The organism is Liquorilactobacillus sp. (genome assembly GCF_047719775.1).
Taxonomy (GTDB): Bacteria; Bacillota; Bacilli; order Lactobacillales; family Lactobacillaceae; genus Liquorilactobacillus.
This window is the reverse complement of record NZ_JBDNTS010000001.1, coordinates 1-12,844: the sequence shown is the minus strand read 5'-3', so window position 1 is coordinate 12,844 and position 12,844 is coordinate 1. Positions and strand designations below refer to the sequence as shown.

The window sequence follows — 12,844 nt, the reverse complement described above, 5'->3', positions numbered from 1 at the left end:
TTTAAATGAACTATCTAACAGCTGGTGAATCGCACGGCCCGCAATTAACAGGAATATTAGAGGGGTTTCCAGCGGGAGTGGAGATTGATATAGAGCAAATTAATCAGCAATTATCAGCTAGACAAGGTGGCTATGGGAGAGGAAATCGCCAAAAAATTGAGCACGATGCTGTTCAAATTGTGGGCGGTGTGCGCCATCAAAAAACATTAGGGTCACCGATTGCGTTAATGATTAATAATATTGACCACGCTCATTGGTCTAAAATTATGGATCCAAGTAGTATTGAAACAAAACAAAATACATTAAGAAAAGTCACACGACCACGTCCAGGACATGCAGATTTAGTTGGGGGGATGAAATACAGGCAGCATGACTTACGAAATGTTTTGGAACGATCTTCTGCACGAGAGACTGCAATGCGTGTAGCAATCGGAGCAATTTGCAAGCAACTTTTGAAGCAATTGGATATTAGTATTGTTGGATATGTAGAGCAGATTGGTTCGATTAAGGTCTTAGGGGGTCGTTCAACCGATTCAGAAACAATTATGGATAAAATTTCACAAAATGATTTGCGAATTATCGACAATCAAAGAGTCACTGAAATTCATGAATTAATAGATAAAACTAAAAAAAATGGGGATACTCTTGGCGGAATCATTCGAGTAGTTGTGAACAATTTGCCAGCAGGGTTAGGAAGTTACACTGGATGGAATACTAAGTTGGATGCGAAACTAGCAGCAGCTGTGATGGGAATAAATGCAATGAAAGGTGTTTCTATTGGAGATGGATTTGAAGTTGCTGGTCAATTTGGAAGTCAGGTTATGGATCCAATTACTTGGGACAAAACTTCGGGATGGACACGAACGAGTGATAATTTAGGAGGCTTTGAGGGTGGAATGACTAACGGAATGCCCGTGGTGATTTTTGCTGCGATGAAGCCAATACCAACTCTATACAAGGCACTGCAAACAGTCAACATCGAGACACACTTGCAACAAAAGGCTAATGTTGAGCGTTCCGACACCACAGCAATTGTACCGGCTTCAATTGTTGTCGAAAGTGTAGTTGCAATTGAATTAACTAAAGAGATTCTAGAGACTTTTGAAGGAAGTAACTTAGAGCGCTTAAAAAGGCAGATTGCTGATTATCGGCAAGAAGTTCGGAATTTTTAGGACGTAAGAGGAGATTAAATTGCGAATACACACGCTTGGTCCAAAGCAAACGGATAGCTATGCAGCAACAATTTATTATATTGAACAGTATTTAGTAAATCAAACTGTCGAAATTCAGCTGCATACGAGTTTTGAAAAGTTAATAACACAAATATCAAAATATCAAAATGAGTATATTGTGATGCCTACAGCATTTAAGTCTAGCAAATTAGGTATTGATTGGGGTGACTTTCACTATCGCAATGTTAACCGCTTAAAGCTAGTTACGAGCTTTATATTTGAAATATCACCATTAATATTGCTAGAAAATAGAAGATGCAACAGTGGAGTTGCCTATACTCACGCGGCATTAGCTGACTTAATGAGTCAGGTTGTTGAACCTACTGAAATAAAGTGTACAGGAAGCAAGTATCTTGCTTATCAAAAGTATTTAGAGAATGGCCAATATGTACTTACTAATACTAAAAATATTTATCTAAGAAAAGATGAAATTGTTCTAAAAAGATTCAAGCCACAGATGGTTTGGGTGGTATATCAGATTGTTAAGGAGCAGCTATAGTGAGGAAAATTAAATTAGATACCTTTCCTGTAGGAGGGTTACATGGAATAATTAATGTTCCTGGAGATAAAAGTATTTCACATAGAGCATTAATGATAGGCGCAATAAGTGAAGGGCAAACAGTCATTAATCATTTTTTGTGGTCACAGGATTGTCGGAGTACTTTAAATGCACTTAGACAACTCGGTGTAACAATTTTAGAAAATAAAGAACAGGTAATTGTACACGGAGAGGGAATTGGGAGCCTTAAAAGTCCTGAACAATCACTTGAAATGGGTAATTCAGGAACGACAACCAGGCTGTTAATGGGGTTGCTTGCAGGAACGAATTTTACCAGTAGCCTGCAAGGAGACGAGTCTTTGTCACAAAGACCGATGAAAAGAGTTGCTGATCCGCTTTCTAAAATGGGTGCAAAAATTGCAACAACAAAGCGGGGAACCCTTCCAGCAGTCGTTACAGGTAGTAAAATTCATGGAACTAATATTCAGTTACAGGTGGCAAGTGCACAAGTTAAAAGTGCTGTTATTTTTGCTGCATTACAAGCTGATGCACCGATGACAGTAACTGAAAAGCTACCAACAAGAAATCATACTGAGTTAATGCTGCGTAAATTTGGAGCAGATATCACAACTCAAAGTGATCAAAAAACAATTAATATAAAACCAGTTGATAAATTAAGAGGACAAGTAATTAATGTCCCTGGAGATATATCATCAGCTGCTTTTTTCTTGGTAGCTGCGGCAATTGTACCAAATTCAAAAGTGCTTTTGAAAAATGTAAGTTTGAATCCAACTAGAACTGGGATTTTAAGAGTTTTAGAACAAATGGGAGCAAACTTTAGGATTTTCTATAAAGAAAACAAAGATGAGAGTTACGGAGATATTGAAATTAGGACAAGCGCTCTAAAATCGATTAGGATAGCGGAAAATGATATCCCAGCATTGGTTGATGAATTGCCACTGGTAGCGTTACTGGCAGCATGTGCTGATGGAGTGAGTGAAATAAGAGGTGCAGCAGAATTACGCGTAAAAGAAACAGATCGGATTGCAACAGTTATACAAGAGTTAAGTAAGTTAGGTGTGTTGATTAATGAATTACCAGATGGGATGGTAATTCATGGAAGAAAAAGTTGGGAGACTAATACAAATGTATTGGATAGTCATGGAGATCATCGTATTGGGATGATGATGGCAGTTGCTGCCTTGCGTACAGATCAGGAGTTGTATCTCAATGATTCAGGAGCGATTGCAGTTTCATACCCATCATTTTTTGTAGATTTAAAATCATTATTAAATGGCAGGAGTTGATGTGATGAGTACAACGGAGGTTTTTATCAATGGACTTGGTTTAATTGGTAGCTCACTTGCACGGGCAATTAAAAAAAAGAAGCAAGAAATTGTGATTACTGCAGCGGATACAGACGAAGAAACTTTGAATTACGCAATTGCAAATAAAATAATTGATAAGGCTGCGAGAAATTTTGCAGCTGTTAAAACAGCCGATATCATTATTTTGGCAACTCCAGTAGATCAAATTATTAGAACGCTGCATGAATTAAGCAAACTGCAGTTGAAACCAGGTGTGATTATTACAGATGTAGGGAGCACAAAGCAAGCAGTTTCAAAAGCAGCTGAAGAATTGGTTCAACCAACTGTGACTTTTATTGGTGGTCATCCAATGGCCGGATCCCATAAAATGGGCGTTACAGCTGGAAGAGCAGATTTATTTGAGAATGCGTTCTATTTTTTGGTAGCACCAAAAACAAAAAATGAGCAAGTCGAAAAGTTACAGTTACTGTTACAAGAAACAAATGTTAAATGGTTTAAAATTGATGCAGGCACACATGATACATTAGTAGGACAAATCAGTCACTTACCGCATATTATTGCAGCAACTCTGGTAAATCGTACTCAGGATGAATTTTCTGATTCAGCATTAGGAATGAAGCTGGCAGCTGGTGGTTTTAAATCGATTACGAGAATTGCATCTTCTGATCCAGACATGTGGAGTGCGATTTTAAAGACAAATGCAGCAATACTTACAAAGCAATTGGCAAAATACCAGCAGTTGCTTTTAGAAGTACAAAATGATTTAAGTACTGGTAATCAAGAAAATCTTTACAATTTATTTGCTCAAGCAAAGAATAGCCGGGATAAATTAAGCAATCAAAAAGAATATAGGCTGCCAAATTTTTACGATTTACTTGTTAATATACCAGATAAATTAGGTGTGATTGCAAGAGTGACAGCATTGTTAGCACATAATAAAATTAATTTAGTTAATCTGCAGATTTTAGAAATTCGAGAAGAGATTGATGGTGTATTGCAACTTACATTTATGAAAGAAAATGACTGTGAGAAGGCAAAAGAAGTACTTATAAATCAAAAATACCAAATCGTCGAGGAGAGATAGAGTAATGGATGCGATCTTAATAGGTTTTATGGGAAGCGGAAAAACAACAATTGGAAGGTTGCTTGCCGAGACGTTAGTGGTACCGCACACCGACTTAGATCAAGAAATTGTTGAAAATACTGGACAAACAATAAAAGAAATCTTTTCAAATTATGGTGAGAAAAGGTTTCGTGAATTAGAACACAAGACTTTATTAAAGCAATTAAACAAAAATGGAGTCCTCTCAACAGGTGGAGGAACTCCAATTAGTATACGAAATCTAAAAATTTTACAAGCGGCAAAGACTCCTGTAATACTGCTGGAAGCTTCAACAAGTACAATCTTAGAGCGAGTGGGTAAAAGCGAAGAAAGACCACTTGCAAACCAAATGTCAGTGCAGCAACTAACAGAATTACAAATTAAAAGAATGCCTTTTTATCAAGAATGTGCCAGTTTAAGCATAAATACAGATGATCGATCACCATTAGACATCACGGAACAAATTTACAAGTATTTATTGGTACATTGATCTATAAAAGTGTGATAGTTACTAAAAACTCAGTAGCCTTCAACCGAATTTTTAAGAAAAGGGACTTTTTCACGGATAAATGGGATGATAAAGCGATCTAGCCCAATTTTTCCAGCGTTATATCCAGCGATAATAACTATAAATTCGAGGAAAATATATTGCGGATTGACTGAAATACTTCCAGCTAGCAAGTAACTGAAATTCATCATGAGTGCAAAGAATGTAGCTGCTGTGGTGAAAGCTCCAAAGATTAAGCCGAGTCCGATGAATACCTCACCCCAAGCTACTAGAAAATTAAAAATACCGATATTTGGTGCAACGAAGCTTTCTAGAATAGAAGTAAACCAGCCGTATACAGAATGACCTGTTGGACCAACAACGGGGTTCTTGATTGCTGCAGCTATAAATTTTTCAGCGGTAAAACCGCCAACTTTTTCAATGCCAGACATCAGCCATAAGATACCCAAATAAACTCTAATAATTGCTAATAACAGACCGCTTATATTTGAACTGCGTAACCATTTTATCATTATTATCCCTCCAAAATAACCACCGAATTCGCTTTCATAATGTAAGTATATATATAAGTGATGTATTTGTAAAGAAAAGTGAAAAAGTACACAAGTATTTAATTTATTAGAAGAATTGATTAGAGTAAATTGTATTAGACAATGAGATTTGTTGAATAGCACTGTCAGCTAGAGTTACTAATCTGGGAATATTTTTAAAGTATCCAATATCAATGTAGGAGAAACTGAGGCAAAAAATCAGATTTTGATTCCGATGCCATGTTTTTCAGGACAAATGTGGTTCATAAGTCCAAATTACTTGAACAAATAATTATACTTTTTGTTATGACATGAAAAACTGATAATATATTTTATTGATCTTCCTTCTCCGACAGGGTAATTACACCAATAGCATTTAATCCTGTATGTGTCATGATGATCGGACTAGTTAGTTTTATTAGTGATGGGACATTGCTATCTTCGCCTAATATCGTTTCCTTTAGTCTTTCTATAAATTCAGGTTCTGGATCAACATGAGAAAGAGCTAAATCAATAATGGGGTTATCAATGTGACGCTGAGCAAGATCTTCGCAGAATTTAACGAAGGTCTTTTTGCTCCGACCTTTTACAACAGGGTCAAGACTTTTGTCACCTAATTCGACAATAATTTTGAGATTAATCAATTTTGTTAGGGTACCTGCCAGACGACTTACACGGCCGCCTTTTACTAGGCAATCTAGATTATCAATTAGAACATTAACTCTGGTTCGTTTATGAATTTCTAGACAATGTTTTTTAATTTCTTCAATACTCTTCCCTGCTGCCAAATCTTTTGCAGCTGCAATTACCTGGTATGCTTGACCACGATCTGTAGATTTGCTATTAATAACAGTTACTTCAGTTTCTGTCATATTAGCTGCAGTTTGTGCAGTTGCACAAGTGCCACTTAAAACATCAGAAATCATAATTGCAAGAACTGAGCTGCCATCCGCACCAAGTTCATCATACATTTCCACAAACTTCCCCAAGGCAGGCTGGCTGGTTTTAGGAAATCTTCCAGCACGAAGATGGTCAATAAGTTCTTGACGTGAGATGTTCTCTCCATCTACGAACGTTTTTCCTTCAATCTCAATGGACAAAGGAATGATATTGATTGAATATTCTTTTAATTCTTCGGGTGTTAGTTGAATTGAAGAATCGGTCAGAATTTTAATGGATTTAGTCATACTGTATGCTCCTTAGATTTTTTAATCTGTTTTTTTATTTATTAACATTATCTATTATACGCTAAATAGTTTATGATTCAATATCATGTAAACCTTAAGTCTAGATGTCTACTAATTACACTACGTAAATTATAACAGAAATGAGGGAATCAAGTTATTGATTATACTCATTAAGGACAATAAAAAAGGCACAATCAACAGTGACTGTGCCTGCTATGACATCTAAAAGATTTCAACACTTGGGGGAGCGTTAAAGACTTAGACATCATTTGTTGTGAGAGTCATCAACTCTTACAACAGGGGGAAAAGAAAAAGATATATTACCAGGGTATGTAATAAATTATAGAATGGAATTGTGAATTATTTGTGACGATATTTTTGGTTTTTTTTAAAGAATAGAAATTACAGAAAAGAAGTCGTATCTTGGAGTGCTTGTTGATATTTAGGAGTAAGAGTAACTCCGATACCTAATCCAAGTGGAACCGAGAGCATTCCACGTGCAAGCATGAACTCAGATGTTATAACATCCTTGGAATAATAGCGCGAAGATGCTGAAATATCACCAGGAAAGTCTAATCCAAGCAGACTTGCAACAGCCAAATTAGTTGCTCGTCCAATTCCGGCTTCGAGCATACCGCCGCACCACACTAAGAGTCCATGTTCCCAGCAAAAATTTATTATTGCTAATGCATTTGCTATTCCACCAACCCGTGCAAGTTTTAAATTGATTGCTTGTGCACTTTTAAGTGTGTATGCGGTTCTTACATCATCTAATGAAAAAATATTTTCATCAAGGCAAAGCCGGGTTGTAATCCTTGCTTGAAGTATAGAATGATCAACAAAATCAGTTGTGCGCAAGGGCTGTTCAATCATTACTAGATTGGGTGCTGTAATCTCAGCTAGTTTAGATGCTATCTTTAGGCTGAAGCTTGAATTTGCATCAATCATGAAAGTTGAATCTGGGAATACTTGCAGTATCTTTTTGATAAGATTGAGTTCTTCCACTGAGGTCACTTTGATTTTGATTCGTTGGTAACCCTGATAATTTGCAGAGATAACTGCATTTTTTAGTTCTGCAAAAGAAGATTTGGCACCGATGCTGATTCCTACTGGAACATTGCGCCGAGACTTGGTATGTATTTTTTGTGCAATTAGTACAGCTAACGATTTCTTTTGTATTTTTGCAAAAAGATCCCATACTGCTGTTTCAATAGCCGCTTTTGCCATCTGATTTCCTGCAATTTCACTAAAAATATTTGTTATTTCTTCAGGCTGATTAATTTGAACATTCTTTAATAAAGGGCCAAGTGTTTCTTTAATGATTAGGCGCGCCGATCTTTGAGTTTCTGGTGTGTAATAAGGTGTAGAGAAGGCTTCAAGTTCACCATATCCCCAAATACCTGTATCGTTTTTCAATCCAATAATTGAAACCTCCCGCCTTGAAACCGTCTCATGATTACTAACAAAAGTGTTTTTTAATTGGAGCTTTACGGGGAGTAAGTGCATCTCTATAATTTTCATAGACATTTCTTCTTGTATATTATTGCTAAAATCTCATTAGGCTTTTCCAGATGAACATTATGTCCAGCACCTGATATGACAAATCGCTCAGAATTAGGAATAAGGAGTTGCATATCATGTGTAATACTGTTGAACTTAGAATCAAGTTCACCGGTAAAAAGCGTAGTTTTGACCTGCAAGGAAGACAGCTTGTCCCAGTAATTAGGCATTTGACCAGTTCCCATTCCTAAAAGGCTTTTAGACAGTTCTGTATTAGATTGTTGCAGACGTTGTGTACGCACAAATTTTTGTATTTTGGGAGGCAATAATTTTTGACTACTGAATAGTGGAAGACTCTCCCAAAAATTCACAAAATCAGTAAGTCCATCTGTTTGCAAACGAGAAGCCAACTGTCGGTCATTATTAATTCTATTCTTACGGGCAATATCGTCTTTGATTCCAGCAGTGCTACTTTCTAGGTAGAGCTGATTTACAAGATCAGGATGTCTTAGTGTTAGCGCAAGTGCTAGGCGTCCCCCCATTGAGTATCCCCAGACATTGATTTTTTGTGTAGCAATTTGTCTGGATAATGCGGCCAAATCATCAGCTTGCTGCTCAATTGAGAAGGAGTTAGTGTTACTATCACTATTAGATTTCCCATGCCCTAGCAAATCTGGAATAATAATTATTCCTGGAAGTTTTTTTGCAATATTTAGATATTCTTTATGCGATCCCATAAAGCCGTGAAGAAGTAACCAGCAAGATGGTGCAACACTATTTTTGATTGTTAGATAGTAATATTTTGCAAATTTAGTTTTAAAAAACATTATTAGAACTCCTTCGCAATTTGGCTTGCAAATCGATTAATTAATTCTCGGTGAAGATTAACATTATCGTTTCTATCAGTCCTAACTTCGATAATTTCAAGCGTTTGTGCAGGTCTACTCAAACACTTTATTAAGCTGGGCACAGTCGCAACTAGTGAGTAGTGTGCGTGGTATAATTTAGCAACTTGCTCAATGTCAATGTCCAGTGGTGTCCCAAAGACTTCCTCAAAGTTTGAACTGTCAGCTTGAGGGAGAAATGAGAATATTCCACCACCATCATTATTAATAACAATGATTTTTATTTTCAGATGATATTTTTTTGCCATCATTAAACCATTCATATCATGAAAGAACGCTAAGTCACCAATTAATAAAAGGTTCTCGGTGGACTTTGCACTGACTCCTAGAGCGGTCGACACAATCCCATCAATTCCATTTGCTCCACGATTACAGAAGATACGAAATGACTTTAATGGCTGCAAGACACTATCAACATCACGGATTGGCATTGAATTACTGACAAACAAGTTACGTTCATTGCTACCAGTTGCAGAAATCACTCTGATGACGTCTAGCTCATTTAACATATTAAGAGAATTAATTTGATTGACAGAAGTATATATTTTTTCGAGTGTAGACCATGTATGGAGCCAATTACTAGGAATGCTGACAGGTGGGAATTGTTCAAAGAAGTCTTCTGCTGATATCTCTAGTGAAAATGTTGATGTTTTTGTATAGTCATTAAGCTTATTTTCTTCATCAAGCGAGTAAATAGTAGCCTGACTTTTTTTCAAAAATGAGGCCAATGAGGCCGCAACAAATGTCTGACCGGTTCTAATGATTACCTCTGGGCTTAAAGCAGCTAATTTATCAGACTTGGTTTTTAGCAAAGAATCGTAGCAAGTAATAATGTTAGAACTAGGAATTCCGCGTAATTGGCTTAAAGGGTCGGCTAGAATAGGCCAACCACTTTTTTCAGCCCATTTGAGCAGCGCAATATTAGAAGTCGTACTTTGTTGTGGTCCAGCTAGAATTATTCCCCGCTTGTTCAACAATATGGTATGCAGTTCTGTAATCAAATTAGAAGACAAAGTCGAAGTACTTGAAAGTGTGACATATTTTTGTTGATCTTGTTCGAATTTGATTGGTAAGTCGGGCATCAAGGGCTTACGTAGGGGTTGATTAAGATGCACAGGACCAGCCGGTTTGCTTTGTGCAATTTGAAAACTTTTTTGAACCACATAGTTAGTATAGGTCTGTGAGTCCTGATTAGTTTCAGGTAGTGGAAGTTCAAAAAAAGCCTTAACTTGGTTACCAAAAAAATGATCTTGATCAAGTGCTTGTGGGGCAGCAACTTTTGTGAGTTCTGGCGGTCGGTCAGTAGTTAATATGAGCAGTGGAATTTGTGAAATTGCAGCTTCGCAGACGGCAGGATAAAAATTTGCAGCAGCAGTTCCAGAGGTACATATCAATAAAACTGGTTTGTGAGTTTTTTTTGCAATCCCTAAGGCAAAAAAAGCAGCTGAGCGTTCATCAACGTCAACAAAGAGTTCAATTTTTTTCTGTTGTGCTAGCTGTGCTAACGCTAAAGCAAAAGGAGTAGAGCGTGAACCGGGTGCAATTACAGCCGTTGTAAGTCCTTGCAGCAGCAGTCCATTTAGAATAAGTGAGATGTGTCTCGTTAAAGTTTCATTTTGTATCATTCTGTATCTTCCTTTAGAATATTCAAAATTGGATTAAATTTCATTCTAGTTTCTGCAACTTCGGTTTCCGGTACGGAGTCGGCGACAATTCCGGCACCTGCAAATAAGAATAATGTAGTTTCGTTTATAATACCAGAGCGAATGCCGACTGCCAATTCACCAGTACCGTCAAATGAAATATGACCAATAGGTGCCCCAAATAATCCACGAGCGAATGGCTCTATTTTATTAATCTGTATCAATGCTTTTTTACGGGGTAAGCCACCTAATGCGGGAGTCGGATGTAAGGCATGCAATAAAGAAAATAAGTTATAGGAACCTGTCCCTTTGATAGGAGTAAAAAGATGTTGTACATTTTTGTTTTTTAACAAAATTGGTGTCTGGGGATGCTGGACAATTAGGCCTGCTTTTTTTAAGCTGTTGCTAATGTCATCGACAACAAATTGTTGTTCACCGCGATTTTTTTTATCTACAAGCAAGCTGTCTCCTAATTGTTTATCTTCTAGGGGAGTTGTCCCACGACGTGTCGTCCCAGCAATTGCAGCAGTTTCGAAATAAGCAGCACCAAATTTTGCAAAACGTTCCGGAGTCGCACTGAGAAAAATCATTTTCTTTCGTTTTAAAAGAATATGATAGGTATTAGGTTGTGTATCTTGCAGCCTTTGCCACAACAAATAAAGATTGGGTGCATACGCTAATTCAATTTGCAAATTTCGAGCAAACACAACTTTTTTTAAGTCGGTTTTCTTAATAAGTTTAATTAATTTTGCAACAGCAGCAGCCCACTCAGTAACGTTGAGTTCTTTCTTTGCTACGATTGCATTGGTTAATTGCTGGTTGGGTAGACCAACGGTAGAAAACAAGGCAGCAAAAGTAATCTGTTCTTGTTCAATATTGGATTTGCTAAAACTGCTAGTTACAAGTCGATATTTATTATTTTCAATGATGATTAGAAACTTTGGCAAAAAGAAATAACCATTTGCTAGATTGCCCCAGACTGATTTACCAGTTTGAGCAGGTGAGAAGCTGAAGCTGCCAACAATTTGTGGGGGAATAGCTGCATTTATTGGAACAAGCAGTGAATGCAAGCGGTTTTTCCAATGAGCAACAGCAATAAATTGGTTTTTTTGACTGCTGCCAGGTGCTATCTGTGAAAGAGAACCAAATGCATAGAGCTTGAGATTGTCAGGTGTCTGGAATATAAAGGCATCATCATATTTTTTTGCTAGAGCAAGCAGTCGGTCCTCGTTTACAGGTTGTAATATTTTATTTGCGTAATAGATTTTCTTACTCATAAAAACAGTCCTTGCGATATTTTAATAGAGATAAAATTGCTATACAAATAGTCTTGATTAACTAATTCTATCACAATAGTTGACAAACTGTATTGAAAAAAGTCACAACTATATAAAATAAACCTGCTTAATAGGCAATGTAATCATCTAGTTTTTGTACATTACGAACAACAATTCTTCGTTTACTGTATTCACCATTATGGGTAAATTCAATGACGCCCTCTTCTTTGAGCTTTTTCATCATTCTGCTAACACTTGCATAAGTTGCAATTCCACAAAAGCCTGCAATATCTTCATTGGTAACATCAAAATCAATTAATATTTTTGAACTATTTGGCAAATTACGGCCGAATTTTAGCACGAGATCTCTTAAAAAACTGGCCAAAGCACCTAGTTTACCGTTCATCGTTAAGCGTTGTAGACGCGAGAAATTTTCTGATAGTCTATGCCGATAATATTGTTTTACATAGTTTTGAAGCTGTGAATTATTATTAACATACTTCCAAAATTTTACACGATTTATCTGGTAAAAAGTTGCTGTTGGGGATTCAATTCGGACATTAAAGGGCTGCTCATCATACTGCAGTGCCTCATCGTGTAATAGGGAGATGACATCAGGCTGATTAATATATGAGATATTAAATTCTCTACCGTCTTGCAGAATTACCGAAGTTTTAATGATGCCATCTTTGAGTATAAAGACACTCGCGGCCTTTAGTCCATGAAATGTTAAATAGGTGTGATAATCTTTGGTAATTGTTGAGATCTGTTTGTCCTTCAGAAAGTTCACAAGGTAATCTATATCCTTGTTAGTCATTTTATTAGTCATATTTCGCCCTTTCAATACTTAACACTATTGTTAATTAGATAGTACACTTGATTTTACCATATCATCTTATCAAATGGTAATGTTAAAGAACCATATATTTAAACAATGGTTTCGGACAATACTTCTTGACAAGAAAAGATATATATATAGCAGTTACTATTATTCATGAACAAAAAAGAAAGAAGATGAAGTTTAGATGGTTGAGGTAAAACTTCCTTATGATCGTGGAACGATTACTGCAAAAATAGATGAAAATAATTTTGCAGGATCTCTAGTTTCCGAGGCAGCCACATATCATGCAAAA

At 36.6% G+C, this 12,844-nt stretch carries 12 protein-coding genes; 5 read left to right on the top strand and 7 right to left on the bottom strand.

What is annotated here, in order from left to right; all coding sequences use genetic code 11:
* Positions 1 to 5: 5 nt before the first annotated feature.
* The 5 genes from aroC to ABF682_RS00040 are packed head-to-tail and all read left to right on the top strand — an operon-like array spanning position 6 to position 4,651.
* Positions 6 to 1,172 carry a chorismate synthase gene (aroC, locus tag ABF682_RS00060; protein WP_415618613.1) on the top strand — a complete coding sequence of 389 codons (1,167 nt, stop codon included), beginning with the start codon at positions 6 to 8 and terminating at the stop codon, positions 1,170 to 1,172.
* Positions 1,173 to 1,191: 19 nt separating this feature from the next.
* The gene (locus ABF682_RS00055) at positions 1,192 to 1,731 is read left to right on the top strand and encodes a hypothetical protein (protein ID WP_415618612.1); all 540 of its coding nucleotides are present in this window, start codon (positions 1,192 to 1,194) and stop codon (positions 1,729 to 1,731) included.
* Entirely contained in the window at positions 1,731 to 3,038 is a 1,308-nt protein-coding gene (gene aroA, locus ABF682_RS00050; RefSeq protein ID WP_415618611.1) for a 3-phosphoshikimate 1-carboxyvinyltransferase, read from the top strand. Before ABF682_RS00055 ends, aroA begins: the two co-directional genes overlap by 1 nt.
* Positions 3,039 to 3,042: 4 nt before the next feature.
* Positions 3,043 to 4,143: a prephenate dehydrogenase gene (locus tag ABF682_RS00045; RefSeq protein WP_289979027.1), complete on the top strand. Its 1,101-nt coding sequence runs from the start codon at positions 3,043 to 3,045 to the stop codon at positions 4,141 to 4,143.
* Between the two features lie 4 nt (positions 4,144 to 4,147).
* On the top strand, positions 4,148 to 4,651 hold the full coding sequence (locus tag ABF682_RS00040; protein WP_415618610.1) for a shikimate kinase: 504 nt from the start codon (positions 4,148 to 4,150) through the stop codon (positions 4,649 to 4,651).
* A 29-nt stretch (positions 4,652 to 4,680) separates the two neighbouring features.
* Here ABF682_RS00040 and ABF682_RS00035 read toward each other — a convergent pair whose 3' ends face one another.
* From ABF682_RS00035 to ABF682_RS00005, 7 genes are all read right to left on the bottom strand, one after another.
* Complete coding sequence (locus ABF682_RS00035; RefSeq protein ID WP_415618609.1) at positions 4,681 to 5,181, bottom strand: DoxX family membrane protein; 501 nt, start codon at positions 5,179 to 5,181, stop codon at positions 4,681 to 4,683.
* A gap of 350 nt (positions 5,182 to 5,531) precedes the next feature.
* Complete coding sequence (locus ABF682_RS00030) at positions 5,532 to 6,386, bottom strand: DegV family protein (RefSeq protein ID WP_289979038.1); 855 nt, start codon at positions 6,384 to 6,386, stop codon at positions 5,532 to 5,534.
* Positions 6,387 to 6,788: 402 nt separating this feature from the next.
* Positions 6,789 to 7,907, bottom strand: a complete 1,119-nt coding sequence (gene menC, locus ABF682_RS00025; protein WP_415618608.1) for an o-succinylbenzoate synthase — start codon at positions 7,905 to 7,907, stop codon at positions 6,789 to 6,791.
* The gene (gene menH, locus ABF682_RS00020; RefSeq protein ID WP_415618607.1) at positions 7,904 to 8,713 is read right to left on the bottom strand and encodes a 2-succinyl-6-hydroxy-2,4-cyclohexadiene-1-carboxylate synthase; all 810 of its coding nucleotides are present in this window, start codon (positions 8,711 to 8,713) and stop codon (positions 7,904 to 7,906) included. Before menH ends, menC begins: the two co-directional genes overlap by 4 nt.
* A 2-nt stretch (positions 8,714 to 8,715) precedes the next feature.
* The gene (gene menD / locus ABF682_RS00015) at positions 8,716 to 10,416 is read right to left on the bottom strand and encodes a 2-succinyl-5-enolpyruvyl-6-hydroxy-3-cyclohexene-1-carboxylic-acid synthase (RefSeq protein WP_415618606.1); all 1,701 of its coding nucleotides are present in this window, start codon (positions 10,414 to 10,416) and stop codon (positions 8,716 to 8,718) included.
* Complete coding sequence (locus ABF682_RS00010) at positions 10,413 to 11,711, bottom strand: isochorismate synthase (protein WP_415618605.1); 1,299 nt, start codon at positions 11,709 to 11,711, stop codon at positions 10,413 to 10,415. The genes menD and ABF682_RS00010 overlap by 4 nt, the downstream gene beginning before the upstream one ends.
* Before the next feature lie 127 nt (positions 11,712 to 11,838).
* A complete protein-coding gene (locus ABF682_RS00005; protein WP_289979067.1) occupies positions 11,839 to 12,528 on the bottom strand; it encodes a Crp/Fnr family transcriptional regulator in 690 nt (229 codons plus the stop codon).
* Positions 12,529 to 12,844 lie beyond the last annotated feature (316 nt).